Source organism: Moraxella sp. ZY210820 (genome assembly GCF_030674635.1).
Lineage (GTDB): Bacteria > Pseudomonadota > Gammaproteobacteria > Pseudomonadales > Moraxellaceae > Acinetobacter.
Genome location: NZ_CP089978.1, coordinates 2,325,756 through 2,349,726 on the forward strand (window position 1 = coordinate 2,325,756; position 23,971 = coordinate 2,349,726).

12 protein-coding genes, 2 tRNA genes and 3 rRNA genes are annotated in these 23,971 nt (G+C 36.9%); 6 read left to right on the plus strand and 11 right to left on the minus strand.

Annotated features, from left to right (window positions below; genetic code table 11):
- Positions 1 to 10: 10 nt before the first annotated feature.
- The gene (gene murG, locus LU301_RS11690) at positions 11 to 1,084 is read right to left on the minus strand and encodes an undecaprenyldiphospho-muramoylpentapeptide beta-N-acetylglucosaminyltransferase (RefSeq protein ID WP_305274087.1); all 1,074 of its coding nucleotides are present in this window, start codon (positions 1,082 to 1,084) and stop codon (positions 11 to 13) included.
- A 486-nt stretch (positions 1,085 to 1,570) separates the two neighbouring features.
- Complete coding sequence (locus tag LU301_RS11695; RefSeq protein WP_305271076.1) at positions 1,571 to 3,517, minus strand: TonB-dependent receptor domain-containing protein; 1,947 nt, start codon at positions 3,515 to 3,517, stop codon at positions 1,571 to 1,573.
- A gap of 239 nt (positions 3,518 to 3,756) precedes the next feature.
- Here LU301_RS11695 and ygfZ point away from each other — a divergent pair, with 239 nt between their 5' ends.
- The 4 genes from ygfZ (at position 3,757) to LU301_RS11715 (ending at position 8,389) form a co-directional block, all read left to right on the plus strand.
- Positions 3,757 to 4,491 (plus strand): CAF17-like 4Fe-4S cluster assembly/insertion protein YgfZ, encoded by a 735-nt coding sequence (gene ygfZ / locus LU301_RS11700; protein WP_305271079.1) that lies wholly within the window; start codon positions 3,757 to 3,759, stop codon positions 4,489 to 4,491.
- Between the two features lie 226 nt (positions 4,492 to 4,717).
- On the plus strand, positions 4,718 to 5,872 hold the full coding sequence (locus tag LU301_RS11705) for an acetyltransferase domain-containing protein (RefSeq protein WP_305271081.1): 1,155 nt from the start codon (positions 4,718 to 4,720) through the stop codon (positions 5,870 to 5,872).
- 297 nt (positions 5,873 to 6,169) lie between these two features.
- Entirely contained in the window at positions 6,170 to 6,532 is a 363-nt protein-coding gene (locus LU301_RS11710; protein ID WP_370692203.1) for a RidA family protein, read from the plus strand.
- A gap of 141 nt (positions 6,533 to 6,673) precedes the next feature.
- The gene (locus LU301_RS11715) at positions 6,674 to 8,389 is read left to right on the plus strand and encodes an electron transfer flavoprotein-ubiquinone oxidoreductase (protein WP_305271084.1); all 1,716 of its coding nucleotides are present in this window, start codon (positions 6,674 to 6,676) and stop codon (positions 8,387 to 8,389) included.
- Between the two features lie 91 nt (positions 8,390 to 8,480).
- Here the strand turns inward: LU301_RS11715 and LU301_RS11720 are convergent, their stop codons facing one another.
- The 3 genes from LU301_RS11720 to LU301_RS11730 are packed head-to-tail and all read right to left on the minus strand — an operon-like array spanning position 8,481 to position 16,700.
- A complete protein-coding gene (locus LU301_RS11720; RefSeq protein ID WP_305271088.1) occupies positions 8,481 to 9,164 on the minus strand; it encodes a hypothetical protein in 684 nt (227 codons plus the stop codon).
- Between the two features lie 39 nt (positions 9,165 to 9,203).
- Positions 9,204 to 12,953, minus strand: coding sequence for a UvrD-helicase domain-containing protein (locus tag LU301_RS11725; RefSeq protein ID WP_305271091.1), 3,750 nt, complete (start codon positions 12,951 to 12,953; stop codon positions 9,204 to 9,206).
- 39 nt (positions 12,954 to 12,992) lie between these two features.
- Positions 12,993 to 16,700 carry an exodeoxyribonuclease V subunit gamma gene (locus LU301_RS11730; protein ID WP_305271094.1) on the minus strand — a complete coding sequence of 1,236 codons (3,708 nt, stop codon included), beginning with the start codon at positions 16,698 to 16,700 and terminating at the stop codon, positions 12,993 to 12,995.
- 125 nt (positions 16,701 to 16,825) lie between these two features.
- On the opposite strand from LU301_RS11730, the gene LU301_RS11735 reads away from it, so the two are divergent.
- A complete protein-coding gene (locus LU301_RS11735; protein ID WP_305271096.1) occupies positions 16,826 to 17,335 on the plus strand; it encodes a hypothetical protein in 510 nt (169 codons plus the stop codon).
- Positions 17,336 to 17,393: 58 nt separating this feature from the next.
- Here the strand turns inward: LU301_RS11735 and LU301_RS11740 are convergent, their stop codons facing one another.
- Positions 17,394 to 17,813, minus strand: a complete 420-nt coding sequence (locus tag LU301_RS11740) for a hypothetical protein (protein ID WP_305271099.1) — start codon at positions 17,811 to 17,813, stop codon at positions 17,394 to 17,396.
- A 191-nt stretch (positions 17,814 to 18,004) separates the two neighbouring features.
- Between LU301_RS11740 and LU301_RS11745 the strand changes: the two genes are divergently transcribed.
- A complete protein-coding gene (locus LU301_RS11745; RefSeq protein ID WP_305271102.1) occupies positions 18,005 to 18,439 on the plus strand; it encodes an RrF2 family transcriptional regulator in 435 nt (144 codons plus the stop codon).
- A 98-nt stretch (positions 18,440 to 18,537) separates the two neighbouring features.
- On the opposite strand, the gene rrf is transcribed toward LU301_RS11745, so the two are convergent.
- The 5 genes from rrf to LU301_RS11770 all read right to left on the minus strand — a co-directional run bounded on the left by rrf (position 18,538) and on the right by LU301_RS11770 (position 23,925).
- Positions 18,538 to 18,652 (minus strand): 5S ribosomal RNA (rrf, locus tag LU301_RS11750).
- Positions 18,653 to 18,763: 111 nt separating this feature from the next.
- Positions 18,764 to 21,657 (minus strand): 23S ribosomal RNA (locus LU301_RS11755).
- A 445-nt stretch (positions 21,658 to 22,102) separates the two neighbouring features.
- Positions 22,103 to 22,178 (minus strand) — tRNA-Ala (locus tag LU301_RS11760).
- A gap of 66 nt (positions 22,179 to 22,244) precedes the next feature.
- Positions 22,245 to 22,321 (minus strand) — tRNA-Ile (locus tag LU301_RS11765).
- 71 nt (positions 22,322 to 22,392) lie between these two features.
- Positions 22,393 to 23,925 (minus strand): 16S ribosomal RNA (locus tag LU301_RS11770).
- The 16S, 23S and 5S rRNA genes sit together here with 2 tRNA genes alongside, the layout of an rRNA operon.
- Positions 23,926 to 23,971 lie beyond the last annotated feature (46 nt).

Below are 23,971 nucleotides of genomic sequence, written 5' to 3' on the forward strand. Positions count from 1 at the left end.
TACCTTTCACTTATTTATCATGATTCATTAATTGTTCAATAAGTTGTACCACTTGCTCAGTCGCTTGTGGTTGTGCGTATTGACGTGCTTTTACTGCCATTTCACTCAAAACTTTACGGTTCATTAATGGTGCTAATAATGAAGTTAAATACTCAACCGTCATATCTTTTTGTGGGCATAATTTCCCCGCACCATGTTTAACCAAATAGTTTGCATTTGCTGTTTGATGGTCATCAACCGCACTTGGTAATGGCACAAATATTGCTGCTACACCAGCCGTTGCAATCTCAGTTACAGTTAATGCCCCTGCACGACAAATTACTAAATCAGCTTCACTATACGCCTGTGCCATATCTGCAATAAATGGTTGTACTTCCACATCTAATTGATTTGTATCTGCATAGCGTTGTTGTGTTAATTCTAGTTGTTGTTGTCCACATTGATGAAATACTTTTAAAGGCATATTTAATTTTTTAAGTGCTTCAGGTACTGTTGCATTTAAAGCTTGAGCTCCTAAAGAACCACCAACCACTAAAATACGCAAAGGTTGCTCTGCTTTTTCACGTTCATCATAACGCCATTGTGGATTGAAAATATTGGCAATTTCGGCACGAATTGGATTTCCTGTTGTTATCGCTTGTACAGATGATGCAAATGTATGAGGAAATGCTTGACATACCACTCGTGCAATTTTAGAAAGTTGCATATTGGTAAAACCTGCAATGGCATTTTGCTCATGAATTAACACAGGAATACCTAAACTTTTGGCAGCCAAACCACCTGGTCCTGCAACATAACCACCAAAACCAGCCACCACATCTACTTGATGTTGTTGCATAAATTTTCGTGCTGAACGCATAGCACCTAAAATTTTAAACGGTGCCATGAGTTTACGCACAATACCATTACCACGTAAACCTTGAATATTAATTTGATGAATTTCAATATTTTCTTGTTGTAATAACCGATTTTCCATACCTGTCGGTGTAGCGAGCCATGATACACGATAACCTTGCTGTTGTAATTGTTTAGCAACGGCTAAGGCAGGAAATACATGACCGCCTGTACCAGCAGCCATCATCATGACATGTTTAGGTTGGGTTAAATTTGACACAAAAATAAAATCTCAAAATCTATTTAATATAAAATCAGACCTTATATTATAATTTTTTTTTAATTTCAAGCCTATAGATTTTTTGATATTTTTAACAAAATATCTGACTGATTTATGTTTTTTTGTAAATAAATTTATCTAATATTATCAAAATAACAACTATCATCAACACCCAAATACTTTATTTAAATTGTTTTTATAGTAAATTCAATTTAACATTGAACAGATTTGTAGGGGCAAATCACATTTGCCCTGTGCAAACCTTGTGTTTATTGGGCGAATATAATTCGCCCCTACGACACAATGGTGAATTTTGTACCAATTCTTAAGTTATTTCGCTGTATAATAACCCCCTACATTTGTTGTATTATTTATCAATCAACTATAAAAATGCCCAATCATTCGATTAGGCATTTTTCGGTTTTTTAAGAGAATAGTTTAAATCATCAACTAAGATTAGAACGTATAATTAAATCCTACACGGAAATCACGCCCTGCTGATGGTAAAGCATTATCCGTTGCACGTTGGCTATGTGATTTATAATATTTATCAGCAATATTATTAATCGCAAAGTTTACATTTAAACGGTCATCATTTAAAGGTTTCCAATTGGCATAAATATCATGCACATCGTAACCATCACGTTTAATTGTAGTACCACTACCATTAACATAAGAAGTATCTTGTACAATACGACCTTTATACCCCACTTCAATATTTGGCGTATCAAACTGATAACTTACACCTGTCGTCCATGTACGACCTATTGGCATAGCAACAGTTACATTATCAATACTTGCCCCATTTAAAGTTGGTTTATTATACGCTACGCCTGCACGTAATTTTAACGCATCCCATTGATAAGCCGTATTTAATTCATAGCCTGTATTTTTTAATCGACCATTATTGCTAATCGTATTTCGACCAATAATACTTGCTAAATTATCAGTATAAGTCCAAAAATAGCTACCATCAACACTTAAACCCGAATAATCAAAATTAAATCCGATTTCTGTATTACGTGTACGGTCAGCAACTGTATCTTGAGAAATAGTGATGTCATTTTGACCTGTTGTATTATTATTACCTGTTAATAATGTTTCAACAAAACGTGGACTGCGTGTTGCATAACTATGACTTGCATTGACACTTAATGCATTATTAATATCCCATACTACGCTTAAACTTGGGTTTAAATCATAATCTGAACGAGATGAACCATTAATCGTTTCAAAATCCCATGCATCATAGCGTAATCCACCCGTTATCGTAAAATTGCCTACTTTATTGACACTTTCAACATAAACACCAACGTCTGTTTTTTCTTGTACAATTTGACCACTTGATGGATAGCCTTCCTGTTTACGATAATTCACACCATATTTTAATAATGAACCCTTTGCAACTTCACTATCTAAATTAATATTAGCCGCCCAAGTATTTGTTCCTGTAGGTCGTGCAAGTGGTGTTCCTTGTGCACGTGTTTGTTCAGCATAAGAAACATCTGCATCTACTTGGCTAATAAAGCCTAAATTTTTACCTTGCCATTCTAAAGTTGTTTGATTAACTTCAATTTCACGATAAACAGGACTATTTCGAGTACCGCCTGTTTGTATAAAGTCAAACTCTTCTCGTAAATTACGCACACCTTTATTAAATTGATTACGATGACCTAATACAAAGCGGTGATTATCATTAGCATTAAAACCGATTTTTGCCAACCATGCACGATTATCTAAAGCACTGTTAGAAACTTCATAATTTGAACCATCTTTTTTACCTGCTTTATAATGGCTTTGGTCTTGGAAGTTTGTACCCACTAAGAAATCAAATTTTCCTGCTCGAGCAAACACACTTGCACCATAAGAATGCTCATCATTACTCGCATAACCACCATTAATTTTAAAACCAAAGTTTTGATTATCACGCAATAAATCTTGTGCATCAACCGTTTTAGCTATAATCGCACCATTATTAATACCAATACCTGAACTAGCAGAACCAGTACCTTTTTGTACTTTTACAATTTTAATTAATGATGGGTCTAAACCAAAACGTGATTCATGATGAAACATTTGAGCATCTGTTGATGAACCATCAACAACCATACTAATTTGGTCTTGCCCCATGCCACGAATTGTAATCCATTGTGAACGACCATTACCACCAGCAAAATCAATTGCAGGCTCATCACTTAATAAACCACGCAATGTGGTTTCAGTGCTTTTATTTTGCTTTTCAATTGTTACCACATTGGTTTTAGTTTTTGCACCCTCTTCAGCAGTAACTTCAATGGTTGGTAAAACTGGTGTTGTTTCTACCTTTTGCTGTGCTATTGCTAAAGAACATGACAAAATTGCACTGGTTAATAAACTCAGTTTAAACAAAAATTTCTTCATCATTTCGACCCTAAAATAATATTATCAATACATCTAATGATAATTTAATTGATAGTAATTATCAATAATAATGTATATAAATTGTGTTATATATATCACTTTTTGTAATATTATTTGATTATAAAATAATCAATATACGCTATCAAATACAATAATCAATCATCTCATCAAGAAAAATAATGCTAGAATTTAACTTTAATTTCCATTAAGATGTATTTTTTAATAAAGTATTGATGATAAATATGAACGAGTTAAAATTTAGCCATTTTTATTATACAGGGCGAGATGCTGAAAAGTTCTTACAAGGGCAACTCACAGTAAATGCTGGAAAGTTAGATGCTGAACATTATCAAGCCACCGCAATTTGCGATTTAAAAGGACGTGTACAATTTGGTTTATGGATTAAACGTCTTGATACAGAACAATTTTCTATTATTATTGCACAAGACTTAGCCGAAATGTTTCAACAACATATTAAAAAATTTGGAGCTTTTTCTAAGGCGGAATTAACGATTGCCTCTGATATTTATCCTAGTATTGAACATGGTTTAGCTAATTTTAGTACAGATATTGAACAAAAAGTTGCCGATGAATTATGGCAAAGTACCGCCATTCAACAAGGACAAGCATGGATCAATCACACAACAAGCCATTTATTTCAACCACAAGAATTACGTTTACATCAACGTGGTGGTGTAGATTATGATAAAGGCTGTTATTTAGGGCAGGAAATTGTCGCTCGTTTATGGTTTAGAGCTCAACCTAAACATTGGTTACATTTGATTGCAGGACACGGCGATTGCCCACAGCCTGCGGCACAATTAAATAAAGATGTACAAGTGGTCAATAGTGTAATTAATGCCGACAATCAATGGTTAGCATTAGTGGTGGCAAAACCTGAGGCATTAGCAACATTAGATGTTAAAATTTTAGATTTACCTGAAGCATTAAATGGCGAAATTGGACGACCAAAATAAATTATATCAACACAATACCACAAATGTAGGGGTTTATTATATAAACCCTTTGTAAAATCAATTATTTGGGCGTATATAATACGCCCCTACTATCAATTTTGAATTAAATTTACACTACAAAAAATGAAATCTAATAGTGATACATAATGTTTCACTATTTTTCTTTATTTTTTTATCTCATCGCTTATAATGCGAAACGTTATAATATTCTCTTATCGCATTTTCTATGTCTCACTCTCAATTATCCCAACGCTTATTAGCCATTGATGCTTTGCGTGGTTTTGTCATTATCATTATGTTACTTGACCACGTTCGTGAAACAGTTTTTTTACATCATCAAGTACCTGACCCAATGGATGTTACTGCAACCGAGCCTGCTTTATTTGTCAGTCGTTTATTGGCTCATCTATGTGCGCCCGTTTTTGTATTTTTAACAGGTCTATCGGCTTATTTATTTTTCCAAAAGAAACAAAGTCTTGCTCAAACCCGTGCTTTTTTATTTAAACGTGGTTTATTTTTAATTTTACTTGAACTCACTCTCGTGAATTTTGCTTGGACAGCTCAATTTCCACCTGAAAAATTGTATTTACAAGTGATTTGGGCAATTGGCTTTAGTATGATTAGCCTTGCCTGCTTAATCAGTTTGCCGAGAACTCTACAAATCGCATTGGCGAGTGTGATTATTATTGGACATAATTTACTAGACAGCATTGATTTTAGTCAATCGGATAGTCCTTTACGTTATTTGTGGTTTATTTTACATGACCGTGGCTGGATTGAATTAACTGAAAATCTAAAAGCACGCACATCTTACCCTATTTTACCGTGGATTGGCATTATTTTATTTGGCTGGCTAATAGGTAAAACCTTTGTCTCAACGGTTGCTATTCAAACACGTATCAAACAGCTATTTGCCATTGCTACCACCATGCTCATCAGTTTTTTTGTGTTGCGTTTTATCAATATTTATGGCGATCACGCTTGGCAAATTATGCCAACAACTCAACAAACTATCATGAGTTTCTTTAATATTACCAAATATCCACCATCATTAATGTTTATTTTATTAACATTATCGATAGGTTTTTACTTATTGATTTTATTTGAAAAATATCAACAACAACGCTGGATTTATCATCTCACCGTGTTTGGTTCTGTACCGATGTTTTTCTATTTATTACATTTATATGTATTAAAAATTATCTATTTGATTTGTGTGGCGATGTTTGGTCTCACGCACGGCAATTATTTTGGTGTAGATAATGTTTCTACCCTTTGGATTATGAGTATTATTTTATCATTTGCTTTATATCCAATTGTATTGGCATTCTCTCGCTTTAAACATTCACATCCACATATTACGATTTTAAAATACTTCTAAATATTGCTGTAAATATCCCTAAAAGTGCAAATTTTTGGGGATATTTTTAAAGAATTTTGGAGTAAAATTGTGCGTATTACACACCTTAAAATTTTTGATTATTTTGAAGTTGGGTGAGTATATTAATATGTAATCTAAGCCGCAAGGCAAGATTATTTTTTAGCTGAAAAGCAAGATAAGCAAAAGCCCTAATTTTTATTAGGGCTTTTGCTTTGACTATTCTAAAAACACAGCAAATACTATCATACAATAATTTATGTTACAATTTCATCAACTTTCTTATAATCCATTCATATTATGATTCAACATTTACATACATCGGCACGTTTTAGTGAGGCAACCATCCATAATGGCATTGTTTATTTGGCTGGACAACTTGCACATGATTTATCAAGTGATATTACAACACAAACCCAACAAACACTCGCTATTATTGATGAACTGCTCACACAAGCCAATAGTGATAAATCCTTGATTTTAAATACAACCATTTATCTCAAAGACATTACACAACATTATCAAGCCTTTAACCAAGTGTGGGACGATTGGGTCAAAGACATCAAAGCACCACCTCGTACTTGCATACAAGCAGAATTATATCAACCTAATGTATTGGTTGAAATTAGCATTATCGCTGCACAAAGAGCAATATCAACTTGAATTTATGACACATTAAATTGACATTTCCGCCAATACAAAAACCTGAATATTCAAGCATACTAAGCAGGATTTATGTTATAATTGCCCACATTTTTTAATTTAGGCAGTCATTTGACCACCCAATTTGCAGAGGAGTCCTTTATGGAACACATTGAACGAGAGTCGATGGAATTTGATGTCGTGATTGTTGGTGCAGGTCCTGCAGGACTTTCGGCAGCAATTCGTTTACGCCAATTAGCGATTGAGCATAATCTCAATGATTTATCGGTCTGCGTGGTCGAAAAAGGATCAGAAGTTGGAGCTCATATTTTATCGGGTGCGGTACTTGAACCACGAGCATTAAATGAACTTTTCCCAAATTGGAAAGATGAAGGTTTAGAATTAAACGCTCCTGTTACTGCGGATAAAACCTATTTCTTATTATCAGAAACAGATGCTAAAGAAGTGCCACATCTGTTTGTACCAAAAACCATGCACAATGAAGGGAATTATGTAATCTCTTTGGGTAATGTCGTGCGTTGGTTAGGGCAAAAAGCAGAAGAATTAGAAGTACAAATTTTCCCAGGTTTTGCTGCGGCTGATGTGTTGTATCATGAAGATGGTGTAACAGTTAAAGGCATTGTTACAGGCGATATGGGCATTGGTAAAGATGGCGAGCCTACACATAACTTTATGCCGGGGTATGAATTACACGCCAAATATACGCTATTTGCTGAAGGTTGTCGTGGGCATTTAGGCAAACGCATTATTGAAAAATTTAAGCTCGATAAAGATGCTGACCCACAACATTATGGCATTGGTATTAAAGAATTATGGGAAATTGACCCTGCCAAACATCAACAAGGTTTAGTGATGCACGGTACAGGTTGGCCATTAACAGAAACTGGCTCATCTGGTGGTTGGTGGTTATATCATGCAGAAAATAATCAAGTAACATTGGGCATGATTGTCGATTTAGCCTACGAAAATCCACATATGTTCCCATTTATGGAAATGCAACGTTGGAAAACTCACCCACTCATCAAACAATATTTAGAAGGTGGTAAACGTATTTCTTACGGTGCGAGAGCGGTGGTGAAAGGCGGTTTTAATGCCTTGCCTAAACTCACATTTGCAGGTGGTTGCTTAATCGGTGATGACGCTGGTTTCTTGAATTTTGCCAAAATCAAAGGCTCACACACGGCGATGAAATCAGGTATGCTTTGTGCTGAAGCTGTATTTGAAGCGATTCAAGCGGGCGTTGCCAAAGGTGGTGATTTAATGGTTGCTCGTGTGGTTGAAGGAGATGACCATTTTACCAAAGAAGTAACTGGCTATACCGATAAATTTAACAATAGCTGGTTAAAAGAAGAGCTGTATCGTAGCCGTAACTTTGGACCTGCTATGCACAAATTTGGTACTTGGTTCGGTGGTGCATTTAACTTTATCGACCAAAATATTTTCCAAATTCCATATACCTTGCACGATACCTTGCCTGATTTTAAAGCCTTAAAAACGGTTGATGCAGTAAACTTTAAACCAAATTATCCAAAACCAGATGGCAAATTGACTTTTGACCGTTTATCATCAGTATTTATCTCTAATACGGTGCATGAAGAAAATCAACCAGCTCATTTGCAATTAAAAGACCCGAATGTGCCGATTCAGGTCAATTTACCAAAATGGGACGAACCAGCACAACGTTACTGCCCAGCAGGCGTGTATGAAGTGGTGGATAATGATGATGGTTCTAAACGTTTCCAAATCAATGCGGCAAACTGCGTACATTGTAAAACTTGTGATATTAAAGACCCATCACAAAATATTGTTTGGGTAACGCCTGAAGGTGGCGGCGGCCCTAACTATCCAAATATGTAAAACATAAAAGATAAGGTGTATGATTTAAATACACCTTATTTATTTTGCTTAATAAAGCAGAAAAACAATCAAAAATACGTTTAAAATAGTTCTAATACATCATTTTAGATAGGTTGGGTGTATAATCCTTTATAGCTAATCCATCATCAAAAAAGTTATTGTAATCTCTTTGGTTAAAAAATATTGAAGGAATATTATTATAATTATTTGGATTAAAATTATCCAATAAATTTAAGGATAATAATTTTTCTTTATTTATATTTTTGCTTTCGTATAGTGCATATATATTATCATAATTATGTATAACAATATCTTCTTCTTTAAAGTATGCAGTTAAGGTATTCGAGTACACAACAAATATATCATAATATACATCTTTGTAATTTAAACATTTACCTGACGTAAAAAAGGACTTATCATTTTTTTTAAAAGCACCAAAACTATGCCAAAAAATTTTACGTTGATACTTAATCTTTATAGAAATATATTGAACATATTCAATTTTTAGATTTAATTTTTTCAAATAAAAAGAACAATATAAGTCTGTATTATCCAATCCACATTTAATAGATTGAGTAATACAACTATTAGGATATGTTTTAGTATGCAAACCTATAATATTCTCATCTGTTAAATATATTTCTATATTTTCTAGCACAATTTCAAAAATATTTTGTATGAAATGAAATGATAAATAATTATGTAATAATGTTCCATATTCAAATGGAAAAAAGCTATCATCATTATTTGTTATCTCATAACTATATCTATTCATTGTTTTTTTACCTTTTGTGTGAGTCTAATATTATAAAAATCAAACACTTAAATTTTGATTTGCTTTTTCATGATAACCCAATAACGCATCTAAACGTAGTAAAAATTCAATATCAGCTTGCCAACTATAGACACCTTGTCCGATTTGTCCATTGACCCCACGCAAATACACATAATGTGCCATACCTAAATGTTGCTCTATATCATAATTCACTAAATGGGCTTGTAAATAACGATGTATCGCGACCAAATACAAACTCGCTTGTAACCAATATTGATGTTTGGTCATATCTTGTGCTAAAGCCTGCGTTTGATAATCAGCAAATTTATCGCCTAAATAATTACTTTTATAATCTAAAATATGATAACGTTGCCCATCAAAAAATACCATATCAATTGCTCCTTCCAGATAGCGAGCTGTTTCTTGGACATTGAGCTGTAAATTCATTCCATATTCGGCAAATAATTGTTCAATACGCTTTATCGCTAAATTACTGTTTTTTAAAGCTAAATAAAATTTTAATTCCATTATTTTATGTTTCATTGGAATATGTACTAACGCTAAATTATTCACCAATGGCACACCAACAACTTGTGCTATCCACTGTTGCATATCAAACATGAATTGTTGTTTTACTTGATGTTCTAATGCAATCAAGGTTTGATGGTCTAAGTCATTCATAGACTGTTCGCCCAATAATTGCTGTTGGTAATGTTGCCATAAGGCACTATTCAACAATAAATAGTCATTTTTAAATTGTCGCTGAATTTCACTTTGCCATGTACTTTGCTGTTGCACATCAATTTTTTCAAACAAACCATGCAATAACGTCCCTGCTGATTTACCACGTGGAAATAAATGTTGTATCGGAGCTAAAGCTGTTTCTTGCTCATCATTGACGATAAATTCATCAATATAATTCATATCATCGTTAGCATCAAAATCAATCTCTTCTAATTGTGGCTCGCTAAATGGATCAGCTTGTCCATACACTTGTCCTAAGGCCAATGCAGTAAAACTGGTTTTGCTATATTCTCGTTGTTGCACATAGACTTTTTGTGGTACTTGAATCGTATCCTCTTGCTGTTGTACGCTATAACGAAATTGTGGATTATCCGCAATTAATGGTAATTCAACTGATTCTACATGGTTAAATTCTGCTTGATTTTCTGCCAATCGCCAATAATTCACACCAACTTTAGCATCAAAAGATTTACCACTATCTTTCACGCACAAATATAAACGATAACTTGCACGTGTTAATGCCACATACCACAAACGATGATTTTCACTTAAACTACGTTGTAAATTTTGTTCTAGTTGTTGTTCATTTGCTTGACCCTTAATGTGTATGGTTCGCTGTTGTTCATGTACCGAATAAACAAGATGCTCATCTAATTTAACGCTTATATCACTCATCAAAAACACGAGTCTAAATTCCAAACCTTTTGACTTGTGAATGGTCATAATTTGCACGCCTTGTGCTTGGCTTAATTTGCGTTCAATTTCCCATTCTCGTTCTTGTGGGGCATTCAGTTGTTTTTGATACCATGACAATAAACGATTTTGTCCATCATACACCGTACTATAATGTGCCAGAATATCTGTAATATGACGTAAATTAATAACCAAACGTTCACGTTCATAGTCTGGTGCATACATTAAATTTTGCCAAATCCCATGTTCTAATAAAAAGCGTTGCCAAGTATTTAAAAAACCATATTGTTGCCATTGTTGTTTAGCTTCGGCAAAAGATTGCATATAATCGCTTAATTTTTGTTGCTGTTCCAGCTCTTGAATTTTTTGAATCGAGCAAGCAAATAATTGCGTCATCAAGGCACGTTTAATTTTATCTTCACGATACGGATTTAAAATAGCGGTTAAAACGTGTCCAACATCACGAGCTAGACCACTATTAAATACACTTTGATTAGATTGAATAATGCACGGAATATTGGCACGGCGTAAATAATCAGCTAAAGTGAGTGCTTGATTATTACTACTTACCAAAACCGCAATATCATTAACATCAACAGGACGTATTTTTTGATAATTATATTTTTCCAACTCAAAATATAAATTGCCTTGTTCCGATTGTTGCAAAATATGTTGAATTTGCCATGAAATTTGATCTAAATCATTATAAGCATATAGTGAAATATCACTATCCTTTTCAGATTTTGCCTTTGGTTTGGTCGTATTAAGCCATCGCATTGGTTGATGATTCACCAAAATTTGTCCATTGATTTTTTCAACCAGTCGGTCATGTGGACGTTTACCTGCTTGAATAGGACGATAAATGACTTGCTCACCAAAATCAATATTACGTTGAAATAACGCATCGACCGCCATCACCAGATTAGGAATAGTACGATGATTTTGTTCTAAAGTATAAAAATAAATATGTGATTGATTTTGTTGATATAATTGTTCAATTTCATGCCGTGCCTGATTATAAGTCAGCATATCACCGCCACGAAAGCCATAAATCGCCTGTTTATCATCACCCACCATAATACAACAACCACGATGGTAACGTGCTTTATCTCGCCAAATACGTTGTACAATACTATCTTGATAATGATTGGTATCTTGAAATTCATCAACTAAAATCACAGGATAACGCTGTTGTACCACTTGAGCACACAATTCATTTTGTACCGCTTGAGCTAAATGTTGTACTTGCTCAGTAAACGTAGTTTCTTGCTCTGTCATTAAACGTTGCGATAATTTCTGTTGCACACTTTGAATTAAATAATATTGCAAATAAGCTCGATATTGTTCAATTAAGCGATCATTCCGCTGTTTTTGCTCAATAATTTCATCTAACTTTGCCCACAACGGATGGGCTAAAAATTGTTGTTCTAATTCTTGTGGTATGGCTTTTTTAAATCCATAGCGTAATTTGAGTAACGTTAAATCTTTATCACGGTGCAATTCATCATAGCGTTGATTAGCTAATATTTGCATGAATGTATTAAATTTAACCTTATTGGTTGAACGACCTGATTCTTTAATAAATTCAGTAACTAAGGGTGCTATTTGTCTTAAATCATCAACATGAATCATCGATAATGATTCAACTTGTTGCACCAAATCAAAATTTTCCCAAACACTTGGTTGTGCAACACTTTGCCATTGTGCCGATGTAAAATTCAAACTATTTAACACTGTAGAAATATAAGTTTCAGGTGATTGTAAAACCTGTTGTTGATGTAAATAAGTAATCAAATCTTGCGGTTGTTGCTCAATCCATGCACGCAAACTATCGTGTAAAATTTCACTAATATATTCTTTTTGTTGCTCACTAATTTGTACTTGCTGTAATTGCCCACTTTCAAAAGCAAATTCACGCAAGATTTTTTGCGTAAAACTATCTAAAGTGCCAATATATAATTCATCATATACATCAAGAATAATTTTTAAACGCTCAATGACATGGTTTAAAGATAATAATTCAGCCTGCAAATCACGTCCAATTTTTACATATAAAGGGTCATCTTGTGCAATAAATTCATCAATCGTTAGTTGTTGGTTTTGTATTTGTAATAATAATTTTAAGGTTTCTTGTAAACGACCACGAATACGCCCCCTTAATTCATTGGCTGCTTTACGGGTAAATGTGGTTACGATAATTTGTTTCGGCAAATATTGTTCTAATAATAAGCGTACAATCACGCTCGATAAAGTAAAAGTTTTTCCTGTCCCCGCAGATGCACTAATCCAATGAATCCCTGTCATCGTTATATCTTGAATCGGCTGTACTGAATAATGAATTTGTTTGTGCATAATCATGAACCTTTATCTATGTACTTAGTTTATTTATCATTAAGATAATATTTGATATTGCCAAATTGGATAATACAAATGACTATATTGCTCCAAACAACGATAAAATAATGCTTGTGATTGCGTAAAACCTTGTAAAACTAACTGCCAATCTGGGTGTTCAGCTTCATGTTCTTTGACATAACTATTATGATGGAAACTATTATTGCGTTTTTTATCAAGGCTTTCATAGACTTGTGGATTCAATTTTCCATCTTGCCAATCTTGTTCTTTTTTTATATCTTTATCTAATAATAAACCTGCTGGCAAAATAATCGGCATACGTTGTCCTGCAAAATATAAATCCAACCACGCTAATAATTGTTGTTTTGCTTCATCACTACTTAAACCTGATTGGGTCAATACACCATTTTTAAACACACATACCATGTGATAATCTCGACTTGTCTCATCGGCATCTAAATAAGCTAACCATAATAAATAATCAATCCACACTGCTAAACGCTGACTGGCGGATAAACTATTCGGCAAAATTCTCGCCCAAACCGTTGTACTTAAATCTTGTGGTAACGTGCAAGTGAATTGTAATTGCGGTGCAAACTGCCAAATTTTCTGTAAGGTTGATGTTTCCATCAAATCTAACTTGTGCAATATTTGTTGCATTTGTTGATAGATATTCACCGTATCTTGCCAATAACTGTATTTTAATTTACCCACAGGCAATAATGGCTCTAAATGTAAATCAATTTGTGCACTATCAAATGATATGGCTTGTTCATCATGCTGTTGCATGATACGGTCCAAAACCTGATATTTTTCTAGACTATTTAAAATCAATGGTTCAAATGCATTTAAATGCTCATCACCTTGTGCATTACTAATATTAAAATGCTTTAAAAATAATTGTGCTGGGTGACGTAATTCTTTCGCCCAATGTCGGCTATTGAGTTGAATCACTTGTTGTGTATCTAATTGATAACGTTGTATTAATTCCGACCATTGACGTGGTGTCTCATATAATTTTTGTGATAATGATAAGTCCCACATCTCCATCGATACACTTTGGAATACATTAAAATTCTGACTTTGCACACCATGATTTAAAATTTGTGCCAACGCATACCAATGACTAAAAGGACGTTTTGCCGCATATTTACTATAAGACGCAGGAATAAATGGTTGAGCGGAATGGCGATAATAAATTGGCTCTAATGCTGTACTCACGCCTAATTCTTTGGTTAAAAAACTATCAGTTTCATCATGTTGTTCATAGTTGGGTTGCTGTATCACTTGTTCCAAATGCTGTACAAATTCTAATAATACTGTTGATGGCTCTAATAATTCACTATTTTCAACATCAAAAGCGGTATAGAAAAACCACACTTGTTGTTGAGCGTGCAAAATCGCATCTAAAAATGCCCCTTGATGGTCTTCCAAACGTGAACGGTCGCCTAATTGATTACGCACATAATGCAATAAATCAAAAACTTGCGGATATTCTCGATTTGGGAAAATACCACTATCCATATTCAGTAACGCGATTAATTGATAAGGCAATAAACGCACTTTACCAATTTGCCCAAAACAAATTTTACCTGTAAATTGAATATCTTCTTGTAAACTTTCTAATTTTTGTTGAATTTCTTGCAAAATATCCCACAATGGTAAATATAAATTTTTCAAGCTAAAACTTTCTTGCTCCATTTGTTCATAATTATAAGTTAATGACAACATACGGTCATATTGTTTGACCACTTGATACAGTTGTTGCGTATATTCAACACCTTTTTGTTGTAATTGTTGAATATCATCTAACAAAATTGCTAACCATCGCTCGGCTAAGACATCATAACGCTCTAAATAATCACGACGCTCAGCAAAACGTTGATAAATTTCTAATAAAATTCCGATTAATTCAGCATCAGTAAGGTGTACATCAGCACTACTCATGATATAAGGATTTTGCCATTGCTCCAATGTAACAGGGCAAATATTTTCTCTATCAACCGCAACACCCATTGCTAAACGGTCTAAGGCATATTTAAAACTGTAGCGATAATCATGGTCATTTTGCTCTAAAGTTTGACTTAAATGTATCGCATCAAAACCACGTCTAAACCCTGCTGATTGTAATAATTGTGCAATACGTTCAATTTGTTCATCTTGTAACTGATAATAACGTTTAGTCGCAGACAAATTTAACCAATCAATTAAATCATCTAAAGTAAAACGTCCACGAGACCAAATCATTGGAAAAATCAACGATTGCCATACCGTGCGTATCGGCAATGGCACAATGCCAGAAATACTAATCGGTGGACTATCTTTCCCAACAAATACACTACGAATGAGTGGCTCTACATCTTGGATATTGGGTACTAAAACTAAAATATCATGCAAATAACGTGGTTGTTGTGGTGTATGTTGTGCCAACCACAACATTAATTGTTCTTTTAATATTTCTAATTGACGTAAAGTAGAATGACAAGCATGAATTTGTATTGATGTATCATCAGGCGATAAAACATAACTTTGTGGTTCAGGTCTCATCAGATAAAATATATCTTGTTGTAATTGCCCCAACAATGTCGATGCGAACTCAGGCCCTTCATTCAATATTTCGCCATCATCGCTATATTGTCCAAATAAATCCGTCCATTCTCCACCACTTTCTCCGCCAGATAATTCCACTAGCAAACTAAAATTATCACGAGCTTGCTTACCAAAACGAGTTAAAATTGGATGTCTATCTTCACGTAATTGAGCATCAAAACCTTGCTCTACATTAAATTGATATGCTCCAATATCATCAGCAATATTTTTTTGATACTTTGCTTGTAAACGCTGTTGTAATTTTAAGTCATGCTGGGCTTTCCAACGTGGATCGACACTATCCGCCCAATATTCTTGCGTAACCGTTAAATGATACACTTCCACTTGTGTATGCTGTGCAAGTTGTTGTAAAAATTGCCATTCACTTGGTGCTAAATCCAATAAGGTAAAAATATAAATGGTTGATGGTAACTGTTCAGTTAAATTTGCTGTATAGAAAAATTGCTGTTTAATCTGTTCAATCGTGGTATGATGTTCAGCAAATAACGAAAACCACAATGCCTGTTGCCAACTCGCTAATTTTTGTGCTTTATTGAGTTGTTGTTGCATATATTCTGCAGGAATATCACTATCTTGCTGTAATAAAGGTTCAATATTTAAGGGCTGATTGTGCGTCCATAACTGCAACCAAGTCGGTCGATAACGCATATACTGTTGAAATACATGAGTAATTTGATGACTTAACCAATACGCCATTTGCTGACGTTTTAAACGTGCTTGCTGTTCATCAATAATCGTTTGACTATAATCATAAATACGCTGAATAATCGGCTCAAAAACGTGTTGTTCCGATGTTAAATCCATTTGTGCTGATTGTACCATTGTCAATAAATATTGATAAATCTGCCATTTCATCACGACACGTGGCAAATTAGCTCTACGTACTTTATCCTTATCTTGCTCGACTGCCTGATATAAAAACCATTGTAATTCATTGACATTTTGATGCCAATAAATTTGACTACAAATCCCAAATTGTTGAGCAATACGTTGAATAAGCCATTGTTTTACCGCTAAATTAGGTATAACAATATGACGTAAATCAAAAATGGTTGATGATGGTTGCTGTAATTGTAATGCCAATACCTGAAATAAAGTTTCAATTTGATGACTTTGAGTAATATTTAACGACATAGGACACAACTACAACATATTCATAAATAAATAAAATAATATCATAAAAATACCACAAAAATAAATTTGATTTTTTAACACAATGCACCCATTATAGTAAGAGCATAGATTATTGAGAGTACACCATGAATACAACCCAAAATCACACACAGGATTATATTGCACCAGATGTTAATCTTGAGCAAATTCGTAGAGAATGTTTAGAGTTAGTCAAAAAGCGTGCTTATATTTCAGCAGGGGTTGCTGTTATTCCTGTACCTTTTTTAGATGCTTTAATTGATGCAGGCATCTTATCTCAATTGATTCCTGAAATTAATGAACGTTTTGGTTTAAGTAAAGAACGAGTAACAGTCTATGATCCACACACCAAAACAATCTATTGGGATGAATTACGCAAACGTGGCGTTGAATTTACAGGTTTAGTCGCTTCACGTATTGCTGTCAAATCATCGCTACAAGGTTTTATGACTAAAATGGTTACAAAACAAGTGACTAAATTTATTCCTTTAGGTGGGCAGATGGTTGCAGCAACTTTAGGTTATATTATTATGAAAAAAATTGCTGATGCTCATGTTGAAGAAAGCTATCAAACCGCTAAACGTATTCAACAACGTGTCGCTAATCATTCAACTTAAAATTTCTATCAACAAAAATCCGTATAGTTTTTAATTATACGGATTTTTTAACAAAATATTATTTTTGTGCTTGCTTTTCACTTTGAGTTGCTAAATTCACAGAACAGTTTTTAAACTTTGCTGCTTGTGCAATAGCGTCTTGTTCACCTAATAAACGTGCTGTTTCTGAACGCTTAGTTGAAGTTGCTTGACCCATATTAATAGAGATAGAAGGTATTACACCCCAGCCACCTCCACTACTCCAACCGCCACCTAAACCAATACCAATCCCTGTACCAACACGTGATGATGAACCTTGTACACCACTTGCAATATACTGTTCAATACGTTGATATTCTGCTTGTAATTGTGAGCAATCTAACGCCTGATATTTTGATGGCGATACATAACTCGGTTTGACATTTGTCGTGCTACAAGCGGTTAAAAACAACATACTGCCAACAGCAAGTAGCGATAATTTGTGTATAGATTGCAACATCATAATCTCACATTATATTAAAATTTAGATGCTACATATTGAACAATTTTGTGAACTTCGTCAATAATTTTACTAATATATTCTCTATATTTTTGTAAATAACCCACCATTTTAAGCTATAATTAAAAGATAAGATTAGTTTTCTAATTTTATATTAACCTTAACTAACATAAATTTTGTGATAATAAATTATGCAACTTACTAAATTTACTGACTATGCATTGCGTATTTTATTGCATATCGCTCAGCCACGTGAACAACTTTATACTATCGCTGAACTTGCTCAATACTTACAAATTTCACAAAACCATTTGATGAAAATCGTACATTTTATGGCTAAACAACAATGGCTGACTACTATGCGTGGAAAAAATGGAGGTTTAACAATTCATCCTAGTGTACTTGATTTACCTTTAGGTGAAATAGTAAGAATTTTACAAGATGACCCACCTGTTATTAATTGTTCTGAGCCACCTTGTATATTAAGACCTGCTTGTGGTTTAAAACCTATTTTAGACCAAGCATTACAACAATTTTATAACAGTCTCAATCAATATACCTTATCTCAAATTTTACAACAACCTAAACTTAAAGCGAACTTAATTCCTACTACTTTTATAGATTAACCTAATAATTAAAAAAATATCCTATTATTTTACTATCTTTCATAATAAAAAAACCTTCAACCATTATTTATTTGATTGAAGGTTTTTATTTAAAAAGGAGTTGGCGATGACTTACTCTCACATGGTTAACACCACACTACCATCAGCGCTAAGTGGTTTCACTTCTGAGTTCGGGAAGGGATCAGGTGGTTCACACTTGCTATGGTCGCCAACGAAACTGGTACAGCGAGTATTGAGCTGAGTTGTTTTGTTCATTGCATTTTCTGAATCAAGTTTTCACATTTATTTTGGATTATTGTGTTTATACAACAACTTGGGTGTTGTATAGTCAAGCCACACGAGCAATTAGTATTGGTCAGCTTCACATGTCGCCATGCTTCCACATCCAACCTATCAACGTCCTAGTCTTGAACGGCTCTTTAGAGTAATTAAATTACTAGGGAAATCTCATCTTGAGGTAGGCTTCCCGCTTAGATGCTTTCAGCGGTTATCCCTTCCGAACATAGCTACCCGGCGATGCCACTGGCGTGACAACCGGTACACCAGAGGTTCGTCCACTCTGGTCCTCTCGTACTAGGAGCAGATCCTCTCAAATTTCCAACGCCCACGGTAGATAGGGACCGAACTGTCTCACGACGTTCTAAACCCAGCTCGCGTACCTCTTTAAATGGCGAACAGCCATACCCTTGGGACCTGCTTCAGCCCCAGGATGAGATGAGCCGACATCGAGGTGCCAAACACCGCCGTCGATATGAACTCTTGGGCGGTATCAGCCTGTTATCCCCAGAGTACCTTTTATCCGTTGAGCGATGGCCCTTCCATACAGAACCACCGGATCACTAAGACCTACTTTCGTACCTGCTCGACTTGTGGGTCTCGCAGTTAAGCGCGCTTTTGCCTTTATACTCTTTGCGTGATTTCCGACCACGCTGAGCGCACCTTCGTACTCCTCCGTTACTCTTTAGGAGGAGACCGCCCCAGTCAAACTACCCACCAGACATGGTCCTCGTCCCCGATTAGGGGACTGAGTTAGAACCTCAACATTACCAGGGTGGTATTTCAAGGATGGCTCCACAGAAACTGGCGTCTCTGCTTCTAAGCCTCCCACCTATCCTACACAAGTAAGGTCAAAGTTCAATGTCAAGCTGTAGTAAAGGTTCACGGGGTCTTTCCGTCTAGCCGCGGGTACACTGCATCTTCACAGCGATTTCGATTTCACTGAGTCTCTGCTGGAGACAGCGCCGCCATCATTATGCCATTCGTGCAGGTCGGAACTTACCCGACAAGGAATTTCGCTACCTTAGGACCGTTATAGTTACGGCCGCCGTTTACTGGGGCTTCGATCAATAGCTTCGCTTGCGCTAACCACATCAATTAACCTTCCAGCACCGGGCAGGCATCACACCCTATACGTCCACTTTCGTGTTTGCAGAGTGCTATGTTTTTAATAAACAGTTGCAGCGGCCTGGTTTCTGCGACTGTCGTCAGCTCAAGGAGCAAGTCCCATCACCAACAACAGTGTACCTTCTCCCGAAGTTACGGTACCATTTTGCCTAGTTCCTTCAGCAGAGTTCTCTCAAGCGCTTTGGTCTACTCGACCTGACCACCTGTGTCGGTTTCGGGTACGATTCCTGTGTAACTGAAGCTTAGAGACTTTTCTTGGAAGCAGAGTATCAGCCACTTTGCTATACAAGTATAGCTTGCTATCAGTTCTCAGCATAGAGTACCCCGGATTTGCCTAAGATACATGCCTACAACCTTCCACCTGGACAACCAACGCCAGGCTGACTTAACTTTCTCCGTCCTCTCATCGCATTACACAGAAGTATTGGAATATTAACCAATTTCCCATCGACTACGCCTCTCGGCCTCGCCTTAGGGGTCGACTCACCCAGCCCCGATTAACGTTGGACTGGAACCCTTGGTCTTTCAGCGAACGGGTTTTTCACCCGTTTTGTCGTTACTCACGTCAGCATTCGCACTTCTGATACCTCCAGCGGGCTTCTCAACCCACCTTCTTTGGCTTACAGAACGCTCCCCTACCACTTACATAAAATGTAAATCCGCAGCTTCGGCACATAGTTTTAGCCCCGTTACATCTTCCGCGCAGGCCGACTCGACTAGTGAGCTATTACGCTTTCTTTAAAGGGTGGCTGCTTCTAAGCCAACCTCCTAGCTGTCTATGCCTTCCCACATCGTTTCCCACTTAACTATGATTTTGGGGCCTTAGCTGGCGGTCTGGATTGTTTTCCTCTTGACTATGGACGTTAGCACCCATAGTCTGTCTCCCGGATAGTACTCATCGGTATTCGGAGTTTGCATCGGTTTGGTAAGTCGGGATGACCCCCTAGCCGAAACAGTGCTCTACCCCCAATGGTATTCGTCCGAGGCGCTACCTAAATAGCTTTCGGGGAGAACCAGCTATCACCGAGTTTGATTAGCCTTTCACCCCTATCCACAAGTCATCCCCTGGCTTTTCAACGACAGTGGGTTCGGTCCTCCAGTTAGTGTTACCCAACCTTCAACCTGCTCATGGATAGATCACCCGGTTTCGGGTCTATACCTTGCAACTTAACGCCCTATTCAGACTCGATTTCTCTACGGCTCCCCTATGCGGTTAACCTTGCTACAAAATATAAGTCGCTGACCCATTATACAAAAGGTACGCAGTCACATAACAATGTATGCTCCTACTGCTTGTATGCATACGGTTTCAGGATCTATTTCACTCCCCTCACAGGGGTTCTTTTCGCCTTTCCCTCACGGTACTGGTTCACTATCGGTCAATCAGGAGTATTTAGCCTTGGAGGATGGTCCCCCCATATTCAGACAAGGTTTCACGTGCCTCGCCCTACTCGTCATCATCTTATATAGCCTTTCGTGTACGGGAATATCACCCTCTACGTTCGCACTTCCCAGAGCGTTCCACTAAACTATATAAAACTTTATGGGCTACTCCCCTTTCGCTCGCCGCTACTAAGGGAATCTCAATTGATTTCTTTTCCTAAGGGTACTGAGATGTTTCACTTCCCCTCGTTCGCTTCATTAACCTATGGATTCAGTTAATGATACCTACCTTATGGTAGGTGGGTTCCCCCATTCAGACATCGCCGGATCAATGCTTGTTTGCCAACTCCCCGACGCTTTTCGCAGGCTACAACGTCTTTCTTCGCCTCTGATTGCCTAGGCATCCACCGTATGCACTTATTCACTTGACTATACAACCCCAAATTGTCGTTTAAATAAATATTTTAAAATATCTATTCATTCTTTCAACTTAAAGTCACACAATCTATTCCAAAACGCTTGATTCAGTTTTTGCTAGTCCTCAATTAAATCTTTTCATCTTACGACTACTTCAATCTATTGAGTGAACAATTATTTTCAGACTCAATTCTTGCTGTTAATGAATGATGTTTTATAGCTTTAACCTGTGTTATCACTTATAAAACTGTAATACCTCATCAGTATCACTTAAATTTTATGCTTTAATTACTCACTAATTTCTTTACTTAGTGAACTTAATTGCATAAGTTAATTATTATAACATAATAACTAATTTATTCAATCAAATAAATCATTTAATCTATACCGTACAGAAAAATCATAGATTTTTATCTTGTGTTCGGACTAAGATTATTAATCTTTGCTATTCCTCACTTATGGTGGAGACTAGGAGAGTCGAACTCCTGACCTCCTGCGTGCAAAGCAGGCGCTCTACCAACTAAGCTAAGTCCCCATAGCTTTTCATTTATCTTACCATCTATATTTTTAACTACTTGCACTTTAAAGTGCTTGCAATTAGTGGTGGGTCTAATAAGACTTGAACTTATGACCCCACGCTTATCAAGCGTGTGCTCTAACCAACTGAGCTATAGACCCTCAGATAAACTCTTTCAGAAGAACAACTTGTTGTGGATTCTAACTATCATCAAACGAATCTTTTTTTTCGTTAAGGAGGTGATCCAGCCGCAGGTTCCCCTACAGCTACCTTGTTACGACTTCACCCCAGTCATCGGCCACACCGTGGTGATCGCCCTTTTTTAAGCTAACCACTTCTGGTGCAACAAACTCCCATGGTGTGACGGGCGGTGTGTACAAGGCCCGGGAACGTATTCACCGCAGCATTCTGATCTGCGATTACTAGCGATTCCGACTTCATGGAGTCGAGTTGCAGACTCCAATCCGGACTACGATAGGCTTTTTGGGATTCGCCAAGCCTCGCGACTAAGCTGCCCTTTGTACCTACCATTGTAGCACGTGTGTAGCCCTGGTCGTAAGGGCCATGATGACTTGACGTCGTCCCCGCCTTCCTCCAGTTTGTCACTGGCAGTCTCCTTATAGTTCCCACCCAAAGTGCTGGCAAATAAGGATAAGGGTTGCGCTCGTTGCGGGACTTAACCCAACATCTCACGACACGAGCTGACGACAGCCATGCAGCACCTGTATCAGAGTTCCCGAAGGCACCAAAGCATCTCTGCTAAGTTCTCTGTATGTCAAGACCAGGTAAGGTTCTTCGCGTTGCATCGAATTAAACCACATGCTCCACCGCTTGTGCGGGCCCCCGTCAATTCATTTGAGTTTTAGTCTTGCGACCGTACTCCCCAGGCGGTCTACTTATCGCGTTAGCTGCGCCACTAAAGTCTTATACGACTCCAACGGCTAGTAGACATCGTTTACGGCATGGACTACCAGGGTATCTAATCCTGTTTGCTCCCCATGCTTTCGCACCTCAGCGTCAGTATTAAGCCAGAAGGCTGCCTTCGCCATCGGTATTCCTCCAGATCTCTACGCATTTCACCGCTACACCTGGAATTCTACCTTCCTCTCTTATACTCTAGCCAACCAGTATCGTATGCAATTCCCAAGTTGAGCTCGGGGATTTCACATCCGACTTAATTAGCCACCTACGCGCGCTTTACGCCCAGTAATTCCGATTAACGCTCGCACCCTCTGTATTACCGCGGCTGCTGGCACAGAGTTAGCCGGTGCTTATTCTGTGGGTAGCGTCCAGTACTCAATGATATTAGCATCGGTACCCTCCTCCCCACTTAAAGTGCTTTACAATCTTACGACCTTCTTCACACACGCGGCATGGCTGGATCAGGCTTGCGCCCATTGTCCAATATTCCCCACTGCTGCCTCCCGTAGGAGTCTGGGCCGTGTCTCAGTCCCAGTGTGGCGGATCATCCTCTCAGACCCGCTATGGATCGTCGCCTTGGTAGGCCTTTACCCCACCAACTAGCTAATCCAACTTAGGCTCATCTATTAACGCAAGGTCCTAAGATCCCCTGCTTTCCCCCGTAGGGCGTATGCGGTATTAGCAATCCTTTCGAATTGTTGTCCCCCATTAATAGCCAGATTCCTAAGCATTACTCACCCGTTCGCCACTATCTCCAGGTGCAAGCACCCTTCAACCGTCCGACTTGCATGTGTTAAGCCTGCCGCCAGCGTTCAATCTGAGCCATGATCAAACTCTTCAGTTTAATTCATTCTTAATCAGCATTCATCATCATAAACATAACAACAAAT

Coding starts and splice junctions, on each gene's coding strand:
- LU301_RS11740 (WP_305271099.1), bottom strand. CDS start 17,813: ATGTTGCAATCTATACACAAATTATCGCTACTTGCTGTTGGCAGTATG.
- LU301_RS11695 (WP_305271076.1), bottom strand. CDS start 3,517: ATGATGAAGAAATTTTTGTTTAAACTGAGTTTATTAACCAGTGCAATT.
- LU301_RS11710 (WP_370692203.1), top strand. CDS start 6,170: ATGATTCAACATTTACATACATCGGCACGTTTTAGTGAGGCAACCATC.
- murG (WP_305274087.1), bottom strand. CDS start 1,084: ATGATGATGGCTGCTGGTACAGGCGGTCATGTATTTCCTGCCTTAGCC.
- LU301_RS11735 (WP_305271096.1), top strand. CDS start 16,826: ATGAATACAACCCAAAATCACACACAGGATTATATTGCACCAGATGTT.
- LU301_RS11730 (WP_305271094.1), bottom strand. CDS start 16,700: ATGTCGTTAAATATTACTCAAAGTCATCAAATTGAAACTTTATTTCAG.
- LU301_RS11720 (WP_305271088.1), bottom strand. CDS start 9,164: ATGAATAGATATAGTTATGAGATAACAAATAATGATGATAGCTTTTTT.
- LU301_RS11745 (WP_305271102.1), top strand. CDS start 18,005: ATGCAACTTACTAAATTTACTGACTATGCATTGCGTATTTTATTGCAT.
- LU301_RS11725 (WP_305271091.1), bottom strand. CDS start 12,953: ATGCACAAACAAATTCATTATTCAGTACAGCCGATTCAAGATATAACG.
- ygfZ (WP_305271079.1), top strand. CDS start 3,757: ATGAACGAGTTAAAATTTAGCCATTTTTATTATACAGGGCGAGATGCT.
- LU301_RS11715 (WP_305271084.1), top strand. CDS start 6,674: ATGGAACACATTGAACGAGAGTCGATGGAATTTGATGTCGTGATTGTT.
- LU301_RS11705 (WP_305271081.1), top strand. CDS start 4,718: ATGTCTCACTCTCAATTATCCCAACGCTTATTAGCCATTGATGCTTTG.